The sequence below is a fragment of the Candidatus Allofontibacter sp. genome (genome assembly GCF_040404065.1).
Taxonomy (GTDB): domain Bacteria; phylum Pseudomonadota; class Alphaproteobacteria; order Pelagibacterales; family Pelagibacteraceae; genus Fontibacterium.
Window position 1 is genome coordinate 528,194 of record NZ_JBBAJM010000001.1, and the last position, 21,938, is coordinate 550,131.

22 protein-coding genes are annotated in these 21,938 nt (G+C 32.2%); 14 read left to right on the forward strand and 8 right to left on the reverse strand.

Features of this window, described 5'->3' with window-relative positions; all coding sequences use genetic code 11:
• Nucleotides 1-8: 8 nt before the first annotated feature.
• A complete protein-coding gene (locus tag AC8IG9_RS02795; protein ID WP_507425302.1) occupies nucleotides 9-965 on the reverse strand; it encodes a 5-oxoprolinase subunit C family protein in 957 nt (318 codons plus the stop codon).
• Nucleotides 965-1,642 (reverse strand): 5-oxoprolinase subunit PxpB, encoded by a 678-nt coding sequence (gene pxpB / locus AC8IG9_RS02800; protein ID WP_507425303.1) that lies wholly within the window; start codon nucleotides 1,640-1,642, stop codon nucleotides 965-967. The genes AC8IG9_RS02795 and pxpB overlap by 1 nt, the downstream gene beginning before the upstream one ends.
• A 50-nt stretch (nucleotides 1,643-1,692) precedes the next feature.
• On the opposite strand from pxpB, the gene AC8IG9_RS02805 reads away from it, so the two are divergent.
• Nucleotides 1,693-2,466, forward strand: coding sequence for a LamB/YcsF family protein (locus AC8IG9_RS02805; protein WP_507425304.1), 774 nt, complete (start codon nucleotides 1,693-1,695; stop codon nucleotides 2,464-2,466).
• A 59-nt stretch (nucleotides 2,467-2,525) separates the two neighbouring features.
• Here AC8IG9_RS02805 and AC8IG9_RS02810 read toward each other — a convergent pair whose 3' ends face one another.
• Entirely contained in the window at nucleotides 2,526-3,791 is a 1,266-nt protein-coding gene (locus AC8IG9_RS02810) for an ABC transporter substrate-binding protein (RefSeq protein ID WP_507425305.1), read from the reverse strand.
• 67 nt (nucleotides 3,792-3,858) lie between these two features.
• Here AC8IG9_RS02810 and AC8IG9_RS02815 point away from each other — a divergent pair, with 67 nt between their 5' ends.
• Genes AC8IG9_RS02815 through AC8IG9_RS02830 form a run of 4 tightly spaced genes read left to right on the forward strand, consistent with a single transcriptional unit; the run spans nucleotide 3,859 to nucleotide 7,171 of the window.
• Nucleotides 3,859-4,725: a branched-chain amino acid ABC transporter permease gene (locus AC8IG9_RS02815; protein ID WP_507425306.1), complete on the forward strand. Its 867-nt coding sequence runs from the start codon at nucleotides 3,859-3,861 to the stop codon at nucleotides 4,723-4,725.
• A 1-nt stretch (nucleotide 4,726) separates the two neighbouring features.
• The gene (locus tag AC8IG9_RS02820; protein WP_507425307.1) at nucleotides 4,727-5,752 is read left to right on the forward strand and encodes a branched-chain amino acid ABC transporter permease; all 1,026 of its coding nucleotides are present in this window, start codon (nucleotides 4,727-4,729) and stop codon (nucleotides 5,750-5,752) included.
• Nucleotides 5,749-6,474 carry an ABC transporter ATP-binding protein gene (locus AC8IG9_RS02825; RefSeq protein WP_507425308.1) on the forward strand — a complete coding sequence of 242 codons (726 nt, stop codon included), beginning with the start codon at nucleotides 5,749-5,751 and terminating at the stop codon, nucleotides 6,472-6,474. The genes AC8IG9_RS02820 and AC8IG9_RS02825 overlap by 4 nt, the downstream gene beginning before the upstream one ends.
• Complete coding sequence (locus tag AC8IG9_RS02830; protein ID WP_507425309.1) at nucleotides 6,464-7,171, forward strand: ABC transporter ATP-binding protein; 708 nt, start codon at nucleotides 6,464-6,466, stop codon at nucleotides 7,169-7,171. The genes AC8IG9_RS02825 and AC8IG9_RS02830 overlap by 11 nt, the downstream gene beginning before the upstream one ends.
• Here the strand turns inward: AC8IG9_RS02830 and AC8IG9_RS02835 are convergent.
• Nucleotides 7,168-7,956, reverse strand: a complete 789-nt coding sequence (locus AC8IG9_RS02835) for a putative hydro-lyase (protein WP_507425310.1) — start codon at nucleotides 7,954-7,956, stop codon at nucleotides 7,168-7,170. The two genes, AC8IG9_RS02830 and AC8IG9_RS02835, sit on opposite strands and share 4 nt — an antisense overlap.
• A 41-nt stretch (nucleotides 7,957-7,997) precedes the next feature.
• On the opposite strand from AC8IG9_RS02835, the gene AC8IG9_RS02840 reads away from it, so the two are divergent.
• Nucleotides 7,998-8,741 (forward strand): SDR family oxidoreductase, encoded by a 744-nt coding sequence (locus tag AC8IG9_RS02840; protein WP_507425311.1) that lies wholly within the window; start codon nucleotides 7,998-8,000, stop codon nucleotides 8,739-8,741.
• 112 nt (nucleotides 8,742-8,853) lie between these two features.
• Here the strand turns inward: AC8IG9_RS02840 and AC8IG9_RS02845 are convergent, their stop codons facing one another.
• Together AC8IG9_RS02845 and aroC are read right to left on the reverse strand one after the other, a co-directional pair.
• On the reverse strand, nucleotides 8,854-9,591 hold the full coding sequence (locus tag AC8IG9_RS02845; RefSeq protein WP_507425312.1) for a rhomboid family intramembrane serine protease: 738 nt from the start codon (nucleotides 9,589-9,591) through the stop codon (nucleotides 8,854-8,856).
• A gap of 3 nt (nucleotides 9,592-9,594) precedes the next feature.
• Nucleotides 9,595-10,680, reverse strand: coding sequence for a chorismate synthase (gene aroC / locus AC8IG9_RS02850; protein WP_507425313.1), 1,086 nt, complete (start codon nucleotides 10,678-10,680; stop codon nucleotides 9,595-9,597).
• A gap of 33 nt (nucleotides 10,681-10,713) precedes the next feature.
• Here aroC and pdxH point away from each other — a divergent pair, with 33 nt between their 5' ends.
• Both pdxH and AC8IG9_RS02860 read left to right on the forward strand, forming a co-directional pair.
• On the forward strand, nucleotides 10,714-11,349 hold the full coding sequence (gene pdxH, locus AC8IG9_RS02855) for a pyridoxamine 5'-phosphate oxidase (protein ID WP_507425314.1): 636 nt from the start codon (nucleotides 10,714-10,716) through the stop codon (nucleotides 11,347-11,349).
• 16 nt (nucleotides 11,350-11,365) lie between these two features.
• The gene (locus AC8IG9_RS02860; protein ID WP_507425315.1) at nucleotides 11,366-12,307 is read left to right on the forward strand and encodes a sodium-dependent bicarbonate transport family permease; all 942 of its coding nucleotides are present in this window, start codon (nucleotides 11,366-11,368) and stop codon (nucleotides 12,305-12,307) included.
• Between the two features lie 9 nt (nucleotides 12,308-12,316).
• On the opposite strand, the gene AC8IG9_RS02865 is transcribed toward AC8IG9_RS02860, so the two are convergent.
• Nucleotides 12,317-13,087: a pyrroline-5-carboxylate reductase gene (locus AC8IG9_RS02865; protein ID WP_507425316.1), complete on the reverse strand. Its 771-nt coding sequence runs from the start codon at nucleotides 13,085-13,087 to the stop codon at nucleotides 12,317-12,319.
• Between the two features lie 346 nt (nucleotides 13,088-13,433).
• Between AC8IG9_RS02865 and AC8IG9_RS02870 the strand changes: the two genes are divergently transcribed.
• Entirely contained in the window at nucleotides 13,434-13,925 is a 492-nt protein-coding gene (locus AC8IG9_RS02870; RefSeq protein ID WP_507425317.1) for a TspO/MBR family protein, read from the forward strand.
• Here AC8IG9_RS02870 and AC8IG9_RS02875 read toward each other — a convergent pair.
• Nucleotides 13,909-14,922 (reverse strand): polyprenyl synthetase family protein, encoded by a 1,014-nt coding sequence (locus tag AC8IG9_RS02875; protein WP_507425318.1) that lies wholly within the window; start codon nucleotides 14,920-14,922, stop codon nucleotides 13,909-13,911. The two genes, AC8IG9_RS02870 and AC8IG9_RS02875, sit on opposite strands and share 17 nt — an antisense overlap.
• 90 nt (nucleotides 14,923-15,012) lie before the next feature.
• Here AC8IG9_RS02875 and AC8IG9_RS02880 point away from each other — a divergent pair, with 90 nt between their 5' ends.
• From AC8IG9_RS02880 to AC8IG9_RS02900, 5 genes are all read left to right on the forward strand, one after another.
• Nucleotides 15,013-15,825: a S49 family peptidase gene (locus tag AC8IG9_RS02880; RefSeq protein WP_507425319.1), complete on the forward strand. Its 813-nt coding sequence runs from the start codon at nucleotides 15,013-15,015 to the stop codon at nucleotides 15,823-15,825.
• Nucleotides 15,826-16,734: a glycine--tRNA ligase subunit alpha gene (locus AC8IG9_RS02885; RefSeq protein WP_507425320.1), complete on the forward strand. Its 909-nt coding sequence runs from the start codon at nucleotides 15,826-15,828 to the stop codon at nucleotides 16,732-16,734.
• A complete protein-coding gene (gene glyS / locus AC8IG9_RS02890) occupies nucleotides 16,734-18,800 on the forward strand; it encodes a glycine--tRNA ligase subunit beta (RefSeq protein ID WP_507425321.1) in 2,067 nt (688 codons plus the stop codon). The genes AC8IG9_RS02885 and glyS overlap by 1 nt, the downstream gene beginning before the upstream one ends.
• A 4-nt stretch (nucleotides 18,801-18,804) precedes the next feature.
• Nucleotides 18,805-21,471, forward strand: a complete 2,667-nt coding sequence (gene ppdK / locus AC8IG9_RS02895; RefSeq protein ID WP_507425322.1) for a pyruvate, phosphate dikinase — start codon at nucleotides 18,805-18,807, stop codon at nucleotides 21,469-21,471.
• Nucleotides 21,472-21,609: 138 nt separating this feature from the next.
• Nucleotides 21,610-21,915: a hypothetical protein gene (locus AC8IG9_RS02900; protein ID WP_507425323.1), complete on the forward strand. Its 306-nt coding sequence runs from the start codon at nucleotides 21,610-21,612 to the stop codon at nucleotides 21,913-21,915.
• The last annotated feature ends 23 nt before the right edge of the window (nucleotides 21,916-21,938 follow it).

The following is a 21,938-nucleotide window of genomic DNA, read 5'->3' on the forward strand; positions in this document are numbered from 1 at the left end:
TATTTTATTTATATTCCTTCAATATTAGAAATTCTTTTTTTTATTTTATCGAGATAAAGAGCAAATTGCTGTTCAGCAGCTTCTAAAGTTACAAGTTGAAAGAAAATTTCTTTGTTAGCGTTTTGTTGAATTAAATCATCATAATCAGATGAAATAATAGAACCTATTTTTGGATATCCGCCTGTTGTTGGATGGTCTGATAAAAGTATAATTGGATTTCCATCTCCTGGAACCTGAATGGCCCCTTTTATAATACCTTCAGAGGGAATATTAGAATTCACTAAGTTTTCTAGACTTTTACCTATAACTCTCATTCCCATTCTGTCAGTTTGCTTCGTGATTAAATAAGGAGTTGAAAAAAATTGCTTTTTAGAAGCAGCACTAAAATAATGAAATTGCGGACCAGGAAGTACACTGAAGATCTTTTTTTCTTCAAATTTTATATTTCTTATTATTTTATTTTCTGGAATTGTAGAGTTTTTAAAAATTAAGATCTTATCTTTTAATTCAATCTTTTTCCCATCATTAGGACCAATAAATGCTCGAGGTTGAGATGAAACTGATCCACAAAATTTATCTAGTTTAAAGCCTCCCTCAATACTTAGATAACCATAGACAGATGCCTTTGTTGCAAGAATATCTAATTGATCGCCTTCATTTAGATCGTAAGTGCGGTAAGGTTCACCATTAATTTCTGCTTTTTGAGAATATATTTTAAAAAAAACATTTCCTGTAATTGCAATTTTAGTTTTACCTTTAACTAACTTTAGCAGAGGACCTTGGTAAGCAAATTCTATTGCGCCCGTATTTTTTTCATTGTTTAACAAAACGTTAGAAAGTAGAAAAGATTGGTAATCCATGGCGCCACCAGGAGCCAGTCCCATATATTGAACACCAAATCTTCCTTTATCTTGAAAGGTTGAATTGATACCGGGTCTTAAAACTTCAAAATAACTTTGTTCCATTATTTTAATTCTGATTTATTAACTTTTTTAAATTTTATTATGTCTCCCGGTGAAAACAAACAGGGGTTTGTTAAATTTTTAGTATCAAATAATTTAACAGATGTTCTGCCAATAATATTCCACCCACCAGGACTTAAATAAGGATAGATAATGCAAAACTTTTCAGCGATAGCAACGGAACCTATGGGAACTTGAACTCTTGGTGACTGTAATCGACTTGTAAATAATTTCTTATCAAGATCACCCATATAAGGATGTCCTGGCATAAAACCAATCATGTACACATAAAACTCAGTCTCCAGATGTGTTTTGATAATTTCTTCTTTCGATAATTTAAGGGATTTGGTTAAATTTTCTAAATCAAGTGCAAATTCATCATCATAACAAACAGGAATAGTCCAAGCTTTGCCCGATTGAGATGTAGTTAATTTTTTAAGATCAATAGATGAAATTAATTCTTTAATTTTATGTGAGTTGTTTTTTTCCAAATCGAAATGGACAACTAACTTGTTGTAGGAAGGGATAATATTATAAATACCCTTAATCTCGTCTTTATTACTTTTTTCTTTAAGATAGTTAAAAAGACTAATAACTTTTTTATTAATATCCTTGTTTACCTCTTCGCCAAAATCACAAATAATTCCTTGATCACTGATATTAGTTATTTTTTTTATCATGGATATTGTATAAACTTTTAGAAATTTTAAATTAGCAAAAGCGAAATATAATGGAAGTAAATATTAATAGTGATCTTGGCGAAAGTTCAAAGTTTCATTCTACAGAAAATGATCCTGCCTTATTAAAAATAGTAAATTCTGCAAACATTGCTTGTGGTTATCATGCGGGCGATGAAGAAACGATGGAAAAAACCATTCGTATATCCAAAGATAATGGAGTTAGCATTGGATCACATCCTTCTTATTTAGATAGAGAAAATTTTGGTAGAAAGAGAATGAATATTTCACCAGAGGAAGTTACTAAACTTGTCATTGATCAGTGTGAAATTCTAAACAAAGTCGCAGATAAATTAAAAATGAAAGTAACTCATGTAAAACCACATGGTGCTTTGAGTAATATGGCTTGCGAGAATTATGAATTGTCCTTCACTATAGCTAAAGCCGTTAAGCAATTTGATCCAAATATAATTTTTTTAGCCCATGCACAGACTGAGATGGAAAAAGCAGGTCGTGATTTAAAATTAAGAATTGCTTGCGAAGTGTTTGCAGATAGAAACTATGAAGATAACGGTTATCTTGTTGCAAGATCTAAACCTAATGCAATGATCTTAGGCAGAGAAGAGTCTGCAAAACACGTTCTTAGAATGTTAGAAAATCAGGCTTTAAATTGTTATTCTGGAAAACAAATTCCTTGTGACATTGATTCAATTTGCGTTCATGGAGATGAAAAAACTGCAGTGGATAACGCTCAATATTTAAGAGAAGTTTTAATTAAGAACGGTTTTCAATTAAAATCTTTAGATAAGTTAAAAAAAATTAATTAATCCCAAAAAAAAAGGGACGATTAATTAAAACCGTCCCTTAATTTTTTAAAAATAATTACTTATTTTTTTTGTGCCCAAGTTGGCATAGGGTATTTCACTTCACAAGCAGCGAATTCAAATGGATAAATTGTACAGTATTGTCCATTTTGTACTTGCATTAAAATTCCTCTTTGCAACTCGTTATGTCCATTTGCTCCAAACTTCACACCTTTGTAAGGAATGATTAAGTTTTTAGCAGGAATATTCGTTTTTGTTAAAGCAACACGAATTTTCTCAGGATCAGTTGAACCAGCTCTGTTGATTGCGTCTACAAGAACCATGAATGCAGTAAATTCTCTTGCAGGAACATCAGATAAATCTCTTCCACCTGAATGTTTTTTAAATATTTCATTCACCTTAGCAAGGTTAGGAACTTTTTTGGCAAGATCGAAGTTGAAAGGTGATCTTGTGATTACACCTTCAGCATCTTTACCCATTGTAGACAAGAATGTTGGGTCTACATACCCAGCATTTTGCGCGATTAATAGTTTTGGATTGTAATCCAATTCTTTTGCTGTTTTTAAGAAAAGAAATGCATCAGATGTATAAGAAGAAGGAAGTAAAACATCAGCGTTGGACGCTTTTAGTTTTTGAACTTCTGAAGTTAAAGATGTTGCTTTTGAATTATAAGCAATTTTATCTAAAACTTTGTAGCTCTTTTCTTTTGCAAGTTTCTCTTGTGTAGTTCCGCTATCAGTTCCCCAAAGAGAATCTTCATGCAAAATGCTCACACTTGATAATTTAATATTCTTTTTCTTTTGCAAATCCGACATAAAATCGTACATCACTTGTGTAAATTCACCATCATGCGGAGTTACTCTAAAGAAATACTTTAGACCACGTTCGGTTAAATTAGGTGCTGTTGAAGCTCCGTTCACGTATGGAATTCCAGCTCTATCAGCAACTAAACTTGTTGTTGCAGTTACTGCTGAAAAGTAAGCACCAAATAATGCATGAACTTTTTCATTATTAATTAATCTCTCAGCTTCACCTTGGCCAATTTCTGGTTTTCCTTGGTGGTCAGCGATAACTAATCTAATTTTAGCGCCTTTTAATCCTGGCAAACCTTTTCCTTTTGCAAAAGGAAAATCAAGATCAACATCTTCGTTAACAATCTCTACAGCTGTTTTAAGAGCCGCAATTGAATCAAGACCAATTTGTGCAACTGGACCTGTTAATGGATGTAGAACACCAATCACTACTTCATTAACTTTTTGTTGCGCAACGGCAAATGAGTTAAATGAGAGAGAAAGGGCAGCTACAAAACATAATAAGTATTTTTTCATAGATCTCCGTTATTTTTTTAAATAGATTAGCTACAATTAAAAACTTTGTAAACACAAGTATTTGGGGATGACTTCACAAGCAATTGTACAAGCAATTATAAGCGGGATTCTGATGGGTTTAATCTATGCATTAATTGCTGCTGGGTTAAGTCTAATTTTTGGTCTAATGGAAATTGTAAATTTTGCACATGGAGACCATTTAATGATTTCTATGTTCTCAGCTTTTTGGTTGTGGGCATTATTTGGTTTAGATCCGATTTTTTCAATTCCAATTACTATCTTAATTATGGCGGCAATTGGTGTTCTCACGCATTATTTTATTATTAGAAAAATTTTAAATTCAACAATGTTAGTGCAAATTTGCGCAACGTTTGGTCTTGCCGTTACAATTAGAGCTTTGGCACAATTATTTTTTACTCCAGATTTTAGAACAATTAAAAATCCACTCATTCAAGGAAAGTTTGAAATACTTGGAATTTTTATCGGCAAACCTCAATTGTATGCAAGCTTAGTTTGTCTTGTTGCATTTGTTTTGCTTTATTTATTTGTAACAAAAACAGAAACTGGAACGGCATTACAGGCAACCTCCCAAGATAGACAAGCTGCTGAAATTTTAGGAATTCCTTCTAATAAAATGTTTGCACTTGGTTGGGCAATAGGACTTTCTTGTGTTGCTGTTGCAGGATCAATGCTTTCAAACTTCTATTATGTCTTTCCGGATGTAGGTGTAAATTTTTCTTTATTCGCTTTTGTCGCTGTAGCGCTCGGAGGATTTGGAAGTATTACCGGAAGTTTAATTGCTGGAATTATTATTGGAGTTGTCGAGTCAGTTGGTGGACTAGTAATCGATCCTTCATTTAAATTGTTATATGTTTTTGCAGTTTATTTATTTGTGGTGATTGTACGACCACAAGGAATCTTTGGGAGATATTAATATGATGAATAATATTTCAGCTAAATTATTAGAGGCAAAAAATGAACCGCTTTGGTACTTTAATAAAAACTCTCTTATTATTATTGGTATTATTGTTTTGGGTTTATTTTTATTTCCCTTCACCTCTCCTTCTAAATTTGCAATTCACTTAATGATGATGATCTTTATGCATGCCGTCATGGCTCAATCATGGAACGTACTTGCGGGGTTTTCAGGTCAAATTAGTTTGGGACATGCAATCTTTTTTGGCATAGGCGCTTATGCTTGTGCTTATTTTTATGTCAAATTTCATATTACTCCTTGGATTGGAATTTTAATTGGAATTGGAATTTCAGGATTTGTTGCAATGTTAATTGGAATTCCAATTTTAAGATTAAAAGGTCACTATTTTGCAATTGCAACATTATTAATAGGAATAAGTTTTCAAGTCGTTTTTCAAAGATGGCCTGAGGTCGGTTCATCATCAGGATTATGGATACCTATTAATAGAGAAAGTCCTTGGTCTTCAATGCAGTTTCACAAAAGCAAAGTCGCCTATTATTATATTTCGCTTCTATTCTTTATTGTCACATTCTTTTTAGTGTGGCTATTAAACAGATCTAAACTTGGATATCGACTGCGAGCAATTCGTGATCAATCAGATGCAGCTTCAAGCCTTGGAATTCATGTCTCTAAATATAAAATTATTGCATTCATAATTTCTGCAATGATTATGGCTCCGATAGGAAGTATTTACGCTCAATATGTTTTAATTGTAGATCCTAATAATGCCTTCAACGTTGATATATCAATCTTAGTTTTATTAATTGCAGTAATGGGCGGAGTTGGAAATATTTGGGGACCTATTATTGGTGCTGCAATCTTAATTCCAATATCAGAATTTTCTAGAATTTATTTTGGTGGGACTGGTCATTCGATTGATTTAGTTGTTTACGGAGTTTTAATTATTATCATTTGTATTTTTAAGCCCAGTGGAATCGTCTCCCTTATTCCAAGATCTTTTAGAGAAAGAGAAAAAGCTAAATGAGTATTTTATTAAAAGTTGAAAATTTAAGCAGATCATTTGGTGGCATTCATGCAAACAGTGATATTTCCTTTGATGTAAAAAAGGGCGAAATTCTTGGCGTCATAGGCCCAAATGGCGCTGGCAAATCGACATTGTTTGATTTGATTACTGGTTTTACTAAATCTGATCGCGGTCAGGTTATGTTTAAAGACAAGGATATTACAAATGTTAGACCCGATTTGATTTGCAGAATGGGTGTTGGCAGAACTTTCCAAAAACTAAAACCATTTGCTGATCAAACTTTATTAGAGAATGTAATTGTAGGTGCGTTAGTAAAAGAAAAGAGTTTAAAAGTTGCTCGTGACAAAGCTTTAGAAATTATTGATTTTGTAGATCTTATTGAAAAAAGACATCACTATGCAAAAGAACTTTCAACAGGACAACGTAAAAGATTAGAGCTTGCAAGAGCTTTAGCGACAGATCCAAAATTATTACTAATGGATGAGGTGACAGGGGGTGTTGATCAGAGAACAATTCCAGGTCTTGTAGAATTAGTTTTAAAATTAAAAAAGAATGGAATTACTGTTGTGACTATTGAACATAATATGAAAATTATTATGGATATTTCAGATAGAATTCTTGCTCTTAATCAAGGCAAAAGAATTGCATTTGATACACCAAAAAAGATTAGCGAAAACTCGCAAGTGATAGATGCATACTTAGGTAAGGTCGATGCTACTTAATATTAAAAATATAGATGTTGCTTACGATGATTACCAAGTCATCTGGAATGTTTCATTAAATGTGAAAGAGGGAGAAATCGTAGCTTTGCTTGGTCCAAATGGATCTGGCAAAAGTACAATTCTTAATAGTATTAGTGGATTAATCAAAACTAAAAAGGGTGAAATAGATTTTAATAATATTCCAATTCACAAACTCGAAACGTACCAAAGAGTGGGTGTTGGAATTTCGCACGTGCTTGAGAGAAGGAGAGTTTTTCCTTATTTAACAGTGTTACAAAATTTATTATTAGGTTCTTACCATGAAAAAGCTAAGGCAGAGAGAGAGAAATCTTTACAAGATGTTTATAATTTTTTTCCAAAATTAAAAGATCGTTCAAATCAAATTGCAAACACCATGTCAGGAGGTGAACAGCAAATGCTTGCAATCGGTAGAGGATTAATGGGAATGCCCAAATTGTTAATGGTGGATGAACCTTTCCTTGGACTTGCGCCATTAGTGATTGAAGATTTAAAATTAATTTTTAAAAAGATTTCAGATCGCGGTATTGCTATTTTATTTGTGGAACAAAATGTGAGACTAGCTCTAAGTATGGCTAATCGTGGCTATATACTTGAAAGCGGAAGATTAGTTATTGACGGTCCTTCTAAAGATTTAGTGGATAGCAAAGAAGTTAAAAGAGTTTTCCTAGGATCTTAATTGATCGCAGCAAGACTGCTGTTTAGTTTATCGGTAATTAGCATTGAGCCTGGTTTGTGAGTAATACAAAAATCAGGCTTGCAATTTTCAACAACAGACTGAGGAGTTACACCACAAGCCCAAAAAACAGGCACTTCATTATTTTTAATTGCTCTTGGAGCGTCACCATATTCTGGCTTCATAATATCTTTAATCCCAATCTGAGCTGGATCCCCTAAATGAATGGGGGCGCCATGTACCGCTGGAAATCTTGAAGAAATTTGGATGGCTTTAATAGTATCTTCCGCATTTAAAGGTCTCATTGAAACAACTAATTTTCCTTTAAAAGGACCTGCTGGAATACAATCAATATTCGTTTTGTACATTGGAACTGTTGTGTTGTTTTTAATATGCTGCATTTCAATTCCAGCTTCCATAAGTGGTAATTCAAATGACATGGAACAGCCTAATACAAAAGTCACCAAATCATCGTTCCAATATTTTTTAATATCAGTAGGTTCATCCACTACATTTCCGTTCTGCCAAACTTTATATCTTGGTACGTCAGTTCTAATATCAATATCACCTAAATCTCTAAGCATTGGATCGCCTTTAATACCAAAGCCAATCAACGGACATGGTTTGGGATTTTTTTGGCAAAAAGCTGCAAAATCTAGAGCGTATTTGCTTGGTAAAATACAAAGGTTTCCTTGCACATATTTTCCAGCAACGCCTGCTGTTTGCTTATCAAATGCGCCTGCTCTTATAATTTTTCTTGCCTCAGCTGGATCTGTAATATTAAACATTTAATTTTAAGAAACTTATTTTATTATAGACATTAATTTAAATGAAAAGATTACAAAATAAAAGTGTAATTATAACAGCTGCAGGCCAAGGGATTGGGAGAGAAACTGTTATTTATTTCTTAAAAGAAGGGGCAAATGTTATTGCAACTGACATTAATAGATCTAATAAGTTAGAAAAACTAAAAAAAGATTATCCTGAAATTACGACTTATTCTCTAGATTCAACAGATTCTTTGGCTATAAAAAAATTCGCAGATACCATTGATAAAGTAGATGTGCTGTTTAATTGTGTAGGATTTGTTCACCAAGGAACTATTTTAGAATGTGAAGAAAAAGATTTTGATTTTTCTTTTAATGTAAATGTAAAGTCAATGTACTTTATGATTAAAAATATTATTCCAAAAATGATTAAACAAAAATCCGGAGCTATTATTAATGTAGCTTCTGTTGTCTCAAGTGTAAAAGGTGTTAAAGATAGATTTGCTTACGGAACAACAAAGGCAGCAGTAATTGGTCTTACCAAATCTGTTGCTGTTGATTTTTTAAAATACAATATTCGTTGCAACGCTATTGCTCCTAGCACTATTCATACTTCTTCTTGGGAAAATAGAGTAAATGCACTTCCAGACCCTACCAAAGCAAAAAAAGAATTTATTGAAAGACAGCCCATGGGTAGACTTGGAAGGCCAGAAGAGGTTGCGGCGCTAGCAGTTTATTTAGCAAGTGATGAATCTGCTTTTTCTACGGGAGTTGTCTATTCTCTTGATGGCGGAATGACGATTTAAATAAAATAATCAACATGCACTCTTGAAGGTTGTAAATTTGATTCAAAATGGAATCAAAAGGGAATCAAAACGAGAACATCTGTCTAAAAATGCTTGATTTTCTGTGGGTAACTTAATCCTGCATCCAAGGATTTTTCTTCTTATCTTGAGGCTCGTTTAAAATTTTGAAGAAAGCTTTTTGAGGAATAAGTAGATTTCCAAAGAAGAACATTACAACAGCGCCAAATACAAACCCCCCAATGTGAGCGCCATAAGCAACGCCACTTTGTCCGCCACTAAATCCTGAACTTATAAACTGAAGAATAAACCAAAATCCTAAAACAAATAGAGCTGGAATTCTTACGAACTGAGAGAAAAATCCAAAAGGAATTAACACTAAAACTCTTTGTTTTGGATATCTAACTATATATGCACCTAATACTCCACTAATAGCACCACTTGCGCCAACCATTGGAATAGTTGAATTTACATTTAAATAAACCTGCGTGAGAGCCGCTGCAATTCCTGAGGCTAGATAAAATAAAATAAATTTTATTTTTCCAAGATCATCTTCAATATTGTCAGCAAAAATCCACATATAAAGCATGTTGCCAAGTAAATGCATAAAACCGTCATGCATAAACATTGAAGTAATTAAAGTAAGATAAGGATCAATTTTACTAACTTCTGCTGGTAACTGTTCAGAACCCAATAAAGATGCTGGCACTACTCCGTAAGAATAAAACAAAGCACCCGATTCAAAACTAGCAGAACTTAATTGTAATAAAAAAACTCCAATACAAATTCCAATGATCCAGTACGTAATAATAGGATTTGATCTTGTAAAGTTTTCGTCTTTTAATGGGATCACAATTTAGTTACCGCACTGTGCTCTGTGCATCATCAAATGATCAAGCAGAATACATGCAAGCATAGCTTCTCCGATTGGAACAGCTCTAATTCCAACACAAGGATCATGTCTGCCGCGAACAGAAATTTTTGTATTTCTTCCATTAGTATCAATGGTATCACGAGTATTTAAAATCGAAGATGTTGGTTTAACTGCAAACGATGCAACAATTTCTTGTCCTGTAGAAATTCCACCTAAAATTCCACCCGCGTTATTAGATAAGAATTTTGCTTTTCCACTTTTAGATCTTATTTCATCAGAATTAGTTTCTCCTCTCAAGCTTGCAGCATTCATGCCAGCGCCAATGTTCACACCTTTAACTGCATTGATACTCATAAGTCCCGCAGCAATATCTTGATCAAGTTTTGAGTAAATAGGGGCGCCTAGTCCAACTGGAACTCCTCTTGCTCTAAGTTCAATAACTGCTCCACATGAACTTCCGGCTTTTCTAATATCTAATAAGTATTGCTCCCAAGTAGGAACAGTTTCTTTATCAGGACAAAAGAAAGGATTTTTTCTGATTTCTTTGTCATTCCAAAGATTATGATCAATCATTAACGGTCCTATTTGTGTGACCGCACCAACGATTGAGAATTTTTTTCCAAGTAATTTATTTAGCACGACTTTAGCAATAGCTCCTGCTGCAACACGTGACGCGGTTTCCCTAGCGGACTGTCTACCACCGCCTCTAAAGTCGCGGTTTCCATACTTCATAAAGTATGTAAAATCAGCATGTCCTGGTCTAAACTTATCCTTAATGCTTTCGTAGTCTCTAGACTTAGTGTCTTCATTAAAGATGATCATTGAGATAGGAGTTCCAGTAGTTTTTCCTTGAAAGACTCCAGATAAAATTTGTACGTGATCTTTTTCTTTTCTTTGTGTTACGAATTTAGACTGACCAGGTCTTCGTTTATTTAACTCAACTTGAACGTCTTTTTCAGAAATAGCAATATTAGGTGGACAGCCGTCGACTACGCAGCCGATTGCAGGACCATGGGACTCTCCCCATGTAGTAAATCTAAATAGCTTTCCAAAAGTATTAAATGACATTAAATATATTTTATAAGGTATTTTTAGTTATTTATGAATCAAAAAAAATATAAATTAAACAAACTTGGACTGAATACATGCTTTCTTGATAAAAAAAATCCATTTGAGCTATTTAAGACGTGGATGGCAAAAGCTAAAAAAACAGAAATTAACGACCCAAATGCATTAGCGCTTGCAACGGTTAATCGAAAAAAACAGCCATCTGTTCGTATGGTACTTTTAAAAGGTTTAACTAATAAAGAATTTATTTTTTATACAAATTTAAATAGCAAAAAGAGTAATGAATTGAAGGGCAATCCAAAGGCTTCAATGTGCTTTCATTGGAAAAGCATAAGAAGACAAATAAGAATTGAAGGCTCAATTAAAAAAGTTCCAACTAAAGTGGCTGATAAATATTTTAATTCTAGACCCTATGGAAGCAGAATTGGTGCTTGGGCATCTATACAATCTAGACCTATGGAATCTAGATTAGATTTAATGAATAGAATTCAAGAATATAAAAAAAAATTTCCAAGTCATAAAAAAGTTCCAAGACCTCCATATTGGTCAGGGTTTGCTTTAAAAGCAAATATCATTGAATTCTGGTTAGATGGAAATAATCGAATTCATGAAAGACTTAGATATAAAAAATCTGGATCTCAATGGATAAAAGAAATATTATATCCTTAAATTTTTAATAAAAAAAATGCAAAACATATTAGATCCAGCAATTTTATTTTTTATTTTTGGAGTTTTTGCTGGAGCCGTTAGATCTAATTTAGAAATTCCACCAGCCATTACAAAATTTTTATCACTATACTTGTTGATGGCCATAGGTTTAAAAGGTGGTTTTGCTTTACAGAAGTCAGGACTGACAATGGATATAGTAAAAACTTTATCGATTGCTGTTATGCTTGCAATTATAATTCCAATACTTGGTTACAATTTTCTAAAAAGAAAATTAAATAGTTATGATTCAGCAGCTATTGCGGCAACTTATGGTTCTGTAAGTGCAGTTACTTTTATTACCGCCAGTCAATTTTTGGATCAAAACCAAATTACTTATGGGGGACATATGGCAGCGGCTATGGCTTTAATGGAATCTCCAGCAATTATTCTTGCAGTTTTTTTAGCAAGCGCTGCAAAATCAAAGAAAAAACAAAGCTCTTTGAATTTGTTGCATAAGTCTTTTACAGACGGAGCTCAATTACTTTTAATTGGTGCAATGATCGTAGGTCTTTTTGCCGGCGTGTCTGGTGAAAGAATTATGGCACCATTTTCTATCGATTTATTTAAAGGCATGTTGGCTTTTTTCTTGCTTGATATGGGGCTTATGGTTGCTAAAAATTTTAAACAAGTTTTGAATAAACCAGTTTATGTTTTAGTTTATGGGATTTGTGCTCCACCCGTTCATGCCTTGTTAGCTTTGTTTATATGTAAAATGGCAGACGTTGGTTTGGGCGAAACCATTCTTTTAATGATTTTATCTGCAAGCGCATCCTACATTGCGGTGCCAGCAGCATTAAAATACGCTTTACCACAAGCAAATCCATCGCTTTATTTTGGAATGTCATTAGGCGTAACTTTTCCTATAAATATTGTGATTGGAATTCCGCTATATGCTTATATTGCTAAATTCTTTTTTTAAAAAAAATATTTAAGATTTTCTTACTCTATTATAAATTTTCTCAAAGCCCTTATCTAGATTTTTGAATACTCCAGATTTTTTTACTCTATTTAAAAGCTCTTCATTAATACCACCTTTAGTTTGAAATTCTTTAATCATTTTATCCATAGAAGAGTTTGAATTTTTTATAGTCTCATTGTTTAGCGCTTTAAATAAATGACTTAAATATTCCATCGATTTATTTTTATTAATTCCTTTTCTTAAAAACCATTTATGCGCTGTATTGAATATTTCAAAATATGTTGCCATAAATGATGTCATCACCCATAATTTTTTATTTTCCTTTTCATTACTTGTTGAAATAACTTTTCCAAGTTTATTAAAGAAGCCTTCAATTACTTTGTTTTTTGGATAAATAATAATAGGACCTAGATTATGTTTAATCATAGGGAGAGGCGCAATTTTAAATATCTTTTTAGCAGGAGATATTGTGCCTTGTAATTCTTGATTATGGATAGTTGAAATAAAATTTAAAATTATATGACTGTTCTTAAATTTTAATTTTTTTAATATCTGCCTTCCAACTTTTGGAGTAATTGACAGCACAATCCAATTAGATTTATCTAGTACCTCTTGATTAGATTTTGCTATTTTAATTCTTGAAAATTTGTTCTTTAAAATTCTAGCGTTATTTTTATTTTTAGGGGAAAGAATTATTTCTTTAACGTTTACTCTTGCTTTAAAAATTCCCTCAACAACTGAAGTTGCAATCTTTCCAACGCCAATAAAACCTAATTTCATATTTTTAAAAATTTGATTAAATTAGATATATCATTCTTGCGTGCAATTATAAGATCTGTAAAACTTTTGTTTTCCACAGAATTAAACAAGTTAACGTTGCTAAAATTGACTTTTAACATTGGATAAAAGAATATGGGATTCGTAGGCAATAGACCTCTTAATAATTACAAAACAAGGATAGTTATTTGAAATTAGAGTTACTTTATAATCCGGGCAATGTTCTTTGTGATTATCTTAAAATAAAAGATGATCATAAATTTATATTAAGAGTTTTTACAAACTTAACTTATTATGGACATATATTAGCAGCACTTGCGCTATTTTATGTTAGGGCAACAAGTTAGTAATGAAAAAATCTAAATCAAAATCTAAAGGCTATTTAAGTTTATTTGTAATAATCGTTATAACTTTTTTAATAACTTTTCCTGCGGGATTTGTAACAAGGGCAGCATTAAATCCTTGGTATTATAATTTAGTAAAGCCTGAGTTCAGCCCACCGAATTGGATCTTTGGACCAGTGTGGACGGCTCTTTATATAATGATGTCAGTTGCTGCTTGGCTTGCTTATAAAAGAAGCAAACATTCAAATAAGATTTTAGTAGTTTATTTTATACACGTATTAATTAATGCAAGTTGGAGTTATGTATTTTTCTATTACAAACAGATTTTTCTTGCGAGCTTTGTAATCTCAATAATTATTTTTTTTATTTTGTATTTGATGGTTTTATATTCAAAATATAGCAAACCTTCCGTTGTATTAATGCTTCCTTATTTTGCTTGGTCGACGTTCGCGTTATATTTGAATAGTACGATCTATATTCTTAATTCAACCTATTAATTAAATAGAAAGAAAGTTCCTGTAGATTTTTTCTAATATCAGATTCTTTAAATATATTTAAAGAGTCTGAAGATACATTCGAAAAATGTTCTGCTCTTTTTTTGCAAATATTAATTACATCATATTTTTGAATTAGTGATAAAACTTTATTTAATTCTAATTCAGATCGTGTTTGTTGAGCAAAGTATTTCTTAATTTGTTCTCTTTCAGTTTCATTTGATTTTTGAAATAAAATAATTAATGGTAAAGTAATTTTTCCTTCATAAAAGTCATTACCAATGTCTTTGCCAAATGCTTTGGTAGAATTGTAATCTAAAATATCATCGCTAATTTGAAATACGATACCAAGGTTAACCCCATAAGATTGTAGAGCTTTTTTTTCATTCCCAGATTTATTTGCAAGACAACCACCCACTTTCATAGCCGCACCAAATAATGATGCGGTTTTTTGAGTGATAACATTTAAATAAACTTGTTCTGTAATATCTACTTCGTTTTTATGTTGTAGCTGAAGCACTTCCCCTTGAGCAATTTCCGCAGAAACATTTGATAATAATTTTAAAACTTCTAAAGAACCAACATCAACCATAATTTCAAAACATCTACTTAAGAAATAGTCGCCAACTAATATAGAAGGTTGATTACCCCAAATAACATTTGATGTTTTTTTACCTCGTCTTACTGTGCTGTTATCAATAACATCATCATGCAGTAAAGTTGCACTATGAATAAGCTCAACGCAGGCAGCTAGATGAATATCATGCTCTCCTTTGTATTCTGCAATTTTAGAACTTGCTAAAGTCATTATAGATCTTAATCTTTTTCCACCAGAACTTAATTGGTATAACGCCATTTTACCGATTAAATCGACTTCACTTAATAATTTTGATTTTGTGAATTCTTCTACTTTGTCCAAATCGTTGTTAAATATTTCCTTAAGAGAATCGTAAGGAGTTTTTTTCTGAAATTTTTCTAGTTGTACGATATTATTTTTCACCAGACGTTTGTAGCATTAATAAATATAAAGTATTATTAAATTTTTACTCTGGAATACTAATAATAAACGTTTAAAAGATATAAAATAAATATGTTTTCTTTTTTTAAATCAAAACCAACTGTTTCTTTAATCAGATTAAATGGAGTTATAGGCAATGTAGGTAGATTTAGCCAAGGAATGAGCCTTGCTAGTCAAAGCGATATTATTAAAAAAGCCTTTGCTTTAAAGAATATTAAAGCGGTGGTGATATCCATTAATTCACCAGGCGGATCTCCAGTTCAGTCTAATCTTTTATATGATCTTATTCGATCTGAGGCAGAAGAAAAAAAAGTTAAAGTTATAACTTATGCTGAAGATGTAGCTGCATCAGGTGGTTATATGTTGATGTGCGCAGGTGATGAAATTTATGCAAATGCGAATTCAATCGTAGGATCTATAGGAGTTATTTATTCAGCATTTGGATTTAAAGATTTAATTAAAAAAATTGGTGTTGAAAGAAGAGTGCATACAGCAGGGGAGAGCAAAAGTATTTTAGATCCTTTTTTAGATGAGAAAAAAGAAGATATAGAAAAATTAAAATCATTACAGAGAGATTTGCACGAAGAATTTATTAATTTAGTTAAGAATAGTAGAAAAGATAAATTAAAATCTGAAAATCATTCAATGTTATTTTCAGGTGAATTCTGGTCTGGAAAAAAATCTCTACAACTTGGTTTAATTGATGGGGTTGGAACATTACAGGAAATTTTAAAACAGAAATTTGGCAAAGAAGTTAAGGTTAAAAAATTTGAACAAGCTCAAAGTTGGTTAAAAAGAAAATTATCTTCACAACTACCAGGATCTTATTCAGAAATTATAAATGAACTAGAAGTAAGATCGATTTGGAACAAATACGGTTTGTAAATGGTAGCAAAAAAAAAACCAAAAAAAAAAGTTGTAGTTAAAAAGAAATCTAAGCCTTTAGACTTATCTTTTCAGGAAGTTATATTTAAATTACAGAAATTCTGGTCTGACTATGGCTGTGTAGTTATACAGCCTTATGATATGGAAGTTGGTGCCGGCACTTTTCATCCCGCAACGACATTAAGATCGCTAGGTCCAAAACCTTGGAAAGCAGCTTATGTTCAGCCTTCAAGAAGACCAACCGATGGTCGTTATGGAGACAATCCAAATAGGCTTCAACATTATTATCAATTTCAAGTTTTAATTAAACCATCACCAGAGAATGTGCAAAGTCTTTATCTTAGAAGCTTAAGCGCACTTGGAATTAATTATAAAGAACACGATATTCGTTTTGTTGAAGATGACTGGGAGAGTCCAACGTTAGGAGCTTCAGGGCTTGGCTGGGAAGTTTGGTGTGATGGAATGGAAATTACACAATTTACATATTTTCAACAGATGGCGGGATTTGAATGCAAACCTGTTTCAGCAGAAATAACTTATGGTCTTGAAAGAATTACAATGTTCATTCAAGGAGTAGATAGTGTGTATGATATTAGATGGAACAACGAAGGCGTTAAGTACGGTGATGTTTATAAACGTAATGAAAAAGAATTTTCAGCTTATAATTTTGAATTTGCTAACACTGATAATCTTTTAAAATCTTTTGCTATGGCGGAACAGGAATGCCAAAGTTTGTTATCTAAAAATTTAGCATTGCCTGCTTACGATCAATGCTTAAAAGCGAGCCACATTTTTAATACTCTAGATGCTAGAGGAGTTATATCGGTTACAGAAAGAGCCGGTTTTATTAACAAAATCAGAACTCTTGTTAAGAGCACAGCAGAAATCTGGATAAAAAATTCTGACTAATGTCCGATTTATTATTAGAATTATACTCTGAAGAAATACCACCTGTTCTTCAAGAAGACGCAAAGAACGGTATCACCGAAAACTTTAATTCATTCTTTGATAAACATGGGTTTAAAAAAATTGTAAGCGAGATCTATTCAACTCCAAAAAGACTAATTTTTTATTATAATAATTTACCAAATAATATTAAAATTGAAGCAAAAGTTTTAAGAGGTCCAAAGGTTGGAGCGCCAGAACAGGCTGTGCAGGGATTTATTAAATCAAACAATTTAGACCCAAAAGATGTTTATGAGGAAGAAACGGATAAAGGAAAATTTTTTTTTGCAAAAACACAAAAAAAGGAAATAGCCGTTGTCGAAGAAATAAGGAAAAATATTCCCCATTTTTTAAATGGTTTACAATGGAGAAAAAAGATGCGCTGGGGCGATCATGATCTTTCTTGGGGAAGACCTTTAAAATCAATTTTATGTTTATTTGATAAGGAAGTTATACCTTTTAATTTTTATCATTTGGCATCAACAAAAATTACTTATGTAGACGGCCCATTAGAAGATAAAGCGGTTGTTGTTAAAGACTACGTTCATTTTAAAAAAATATTAGAAGATAAAAAAATTATCTTTAATAATGCTGATAGAGAAAAATTAATTACTAAAAATATTTATTCATTTCTTAAGAAGAATGATTGTGAATTAGAAATTAATCAAAAATTATTAAAACAAGTCATTAATTTAGTTGAGGATCCCGTTGTTCTTAAAGGATCGTTTTTAAAAGACTTTTTAAAACTACCAGAAGAACTTTTGATTTTAACAATGCAACACCATCAAAGATACTTTCCAATGCGTTCCGTCAATAATCATAAATTAATCAGTAATTTTATTGTAGTTGCAAATAAAGATGACATAGCAAATAAGATTATCAAAGGAAATGAAAGAGTACTTACTGCTCGTTTAATAGATGCAAAATTTTTCTGGGAAAAAAACAAAAGTCAGAATTTAGTAAAACAAGTCAGCAAACTTAAAGGAATTACTTTTTATCAAAGTCTTGGATCTCTTCATGACAAAACTCAAAGAATAAGAGTTCTAGCTTCATTCATTGCAGATATTATTAATTGTAAAAAAGTTGATGCAGAAATAGCAGCATCGATCTGTAAAGCAGATTTAGTTTCAGATTTAGTAGGTGAATACCCAGAACTTCAAGGTGTTCTTGGAAAATATTTTGCACTGGAACAGGGGTTTAGTTCAGAAATTGCAAATGCAATCTCTGATCATTATTTGCCCATTGGTCCAGAAGATAGAGTTCCAAAAGAAAGAATTTCAATTGCAGTTGCACTAGCTGATAAGATTGACAATTTAGTTGGTTTCTTTGGTATTAATGAAAAGCCAACAAGCTCAAAAGATCCTTATGCTTTAAGACGATCTGCACTTGGAATTCTTCGAATATTGATTGAAAATAAAATAACTATTTCTTTAAAAGAGCTAATTAATAATTCCAAAAATTCTTATCTTACCCAAGGCGTAACTATGCAGAATCTCAAGTTTACTGAAGAAATTTTATCTTTTATTACCGACAGATTTAAAAATTTACTTAAAGATCAAAAAATTAGACCTGACATTATTGAGTCTGTTTTATTCAATAGTAGATCGGATGACTTCTTTTCAATATTTAATAAAATTAAAAATTTGCACAAAGCGATTAAATCAGACGATGGGCAAGTTGCTATCGCAGTCTATAAAAGATGTTTAAATATTTTAGAACAATCATCAAAAGGTACTAAACAAGAATTTTTTGGAGATCCTGATACCGTATTATTTAAACATAATGAGGAAAATTTTTTATTAGAAAAAATAAATGAGATTAGAGAACACTATACAACTCCTACACGATTAAGAACTGTGGAGCAGACAATGACTTTATTAGGTGGAACAAAAGGTTTTGTGGATAAGTTTTTTGAGAACGTAAAAGTTAATGATGAAGATGAGCAGCTTAAAAAAAATAGATTAGAGTTACTATTCCTATTGTGTAAAACCTTTGATACTTTTGCTGACTTTTCAAAAATTGAAATTTAAAAAAATGCCAAAGTGGGTTTATCAATTTAACAGTTCAAATTGCGAAGGAAACGTTTCGCAAAAACCTCTTTTAGGTGGAAAAGGCGCAAACCTTGCTGAGATGGGAAAATTGGGTCTTCCAGTTCCTCCAGGATTTACAATTACAACAGAAGTCTGCACAGAATTTTACAAAAATAATCAAAAATATCCAAACGATCTTAAAGTCCAAGTAGATGATGCGATTAGAAATATTGAAAAAATATTAGGAAAGAATTTTGGTGATGAAAATAATCCTTTATTAGTTTCTGTTAGATCAGGGGCAAGAGTATCAATGCCGGGTATGATGGATACAGTTTTGAATTTAGGATTGAATGACAAAACCGTTCAAGGGTTAATTAAAAAAACTAACAACGAAACATTTGCTTACGACAGCTATAGACGTTTTATTCAAATGTATAGCAACGTTGTGCTTGAGATTGATCATCATAACTTTGAAGAGTTACTTGAAAATTATAAGCTTACAAAAGGTGTTTTGTCGGACACAGATCTTAAAGCTGAAGATTGGAAAACTATTATTGTTAACTATAAAGATGTTGTTAAAAAAAATATAAAAAAAGATTTCCCACAAGATGCTAATGAGCAATTATGGGGAGCTATCAGTGCAGTATTTCAGTCTTGGCAAAATCAAAGAGCGAAAACTTACAGAAAATTAAATAACATTCCTGACGAATGGGGCACAGCAGTTAATATTCAATCAATGGTTTTTGGTAACATGGGTAATGATTGTGCAACGGGTGTTGCCTTCACAAGAAACCCTTCAACAGGTGAGAATAGTTTTTATGGAGAATATTTAATTAATGCTCAAGGAGAAGACGTTGTTGCGGGTATTAGAACACCAAGAAACATTACCAAAAAAGAAAGATTAGAATCTGGCGCAAAAGATTTGTCATTAGAAGAAACAATGCCAGAGCCTTTTGCTGAACTTACTAAAATTTATAAAAAATTAGAAAATCATTACCGCGATATGCAGGACATTGAGTTTACCATCGAAAATAAAAAACTTTGGATGCTGCAAACTAGATCTGGAAAAAGAACTGCAAAAGCATCCATAAAAATTGCGGTTGATATGGTTAAAGAAAAACTTATTAGTAGAGGTGAGGGATTGCTGAGAATTGATCCAAAGATGTTGGATACTCTTCTTCATCCAACTTTAGATCCAAAAGCTACAAAAAATGTAATTGCAAAAGGCCTTCCAGCATCACCAGGGGCAGCAACTGGTAAGGTTACTTTTAATGCTGATGATGCCGAACAATTAAAAGCAAATAATCAGAATACTATTTTAGTACGCGTTGAAACATCACCAGAAGATATTCATGGAATGAATGCTGCTGTTGGTATTTTAACTTGCAGAGGCGGGATGACAAGTCATGCAGCAGTTGTTGCTCGAGGAATGGGAAGACCGTGTGTTTCTGGAGCTGGAAATATTAAAATTGATTATGCCGCTAAACTTTTCAAAGTAGACAATACTGAAGTTAAAGAAGGAGATATTATAACTATCGATGGTTCAACAGGTGAAGTTATGTTGGGCGAAGTTAAAACAATTAACCCAGATATTTCAGGTGACTTTTCTGAAGTGATGAAATGGGCAGATGAAACAAGAACATTAAAAATTAGAGCAAATGCAGAAACGCCATTAGATTCTAAAACTGCAAGAGGTTTTGGAGCTGAAGGAATTGGATTATGCAGAACAGAGCATATGTTTTTTGATGAAGAAAGAATTTTATATGTAAGACAAATGATACTTGCAAAAACTAAAGAAGATCGTCTGAAAGCTTTAGATAAAATTTTACCATTTCAAAGAAAAGACTTTGTAGAAATCTTTTCAATCATGAAGGGTTTGCCTGTTACAGTAAGATTATTAGATCCGCCATTGCATGAATTTTTACCAAAGACAGAAAAAGAAATTGATATTGTTGCTAAATCTTTAAAAATTCATTCAAGCGAAATTAAAAATAGAATTAACTACCTGCACGAAGAAAATCCTATGTTAGGTCATAGAGGTTGTCGTCTTGCGATTTCTTTTCCAGAAATTTATGAAATGCAATGCAGAGCAATCTTTGAAGCTTTATATGAATTACAAAAACAAAAAGTAGAAGCAGTACTTCCTGAAATTATGATTCCTCTTGTTGCAACAGAAAGAGAAATTGAAATTTTAAAAGGATTGGTTGATAGAATTGCACAAGAAGTTCAAAAGAAAAATAACTTCAAAGTTGATTATTTAGTTGGCACAATGATCGAACTTCCAAGAGCAGCTCTTAATGCAAAAAATATCGCAAAGCATGCAGATTTTTTTAGCTTTGGAACTAATGATTTAACACAAACTACACTTGGAATTTCAAGAGACGATTCTGGAAAATTCTTAGATGATTATGTTGAGAACAAAATATTTAAAATTGATCCATTCGTAAGTATTGATCAAGACGGAGTAGGCGAGCTTATAAAGATTGCCTGTGCTCGCGGATTAGAAACTAAAAAAAATCTGAAACTTGGAATTTGTGGAGAGCATGGTGGAGATCCCGATTCTATAGAGTTCTGTCATAAAGCTGGCCTGAACTATGTTTCCTGTTCACCCTACAGGGTTCCTATCGCAAGATTAGCCGCTGCACAGGCAAGTATTAGATCAAAAAAGTAATATTTTTAGCCACTAAATTAAGGTCTTAAGGTATCTGTGATTTCAGAAATTGAGGCTTTTTTTGGTTCAAAAATTATTTACTTCATCATCTAAATTTTATAGTTTGCCCGACTAATTAACTTAACTTAAGTATAAAAAATGAAAAAAATACTAGCTATAGTACTTAGCACGTTTTTATTCGCTTCTTTTGCAAACGCAGCTGCTCCTACATGCGCTGACTTAACAAAAGATTTCGATGCAAAAGTAAAAACTGCAAAATTAGATAAAGCTGCTACTGACAAAGTAACAGGTTTACGTAAAGCTGCTGGCGATGCTGCTGCCGCTAAGAAAGAAGCTGATTGTGTTAAATCAATCAACGAAGCTTTCAAAGTTGCTGGCTTAAAAGCTGGTGCTGCTAAAAAAGAAGCTCCTAAAGCTGACGCTAAAGAAGCTCCTAAGAAGTAAGCATTCTTTTTAAAGTGCTAACT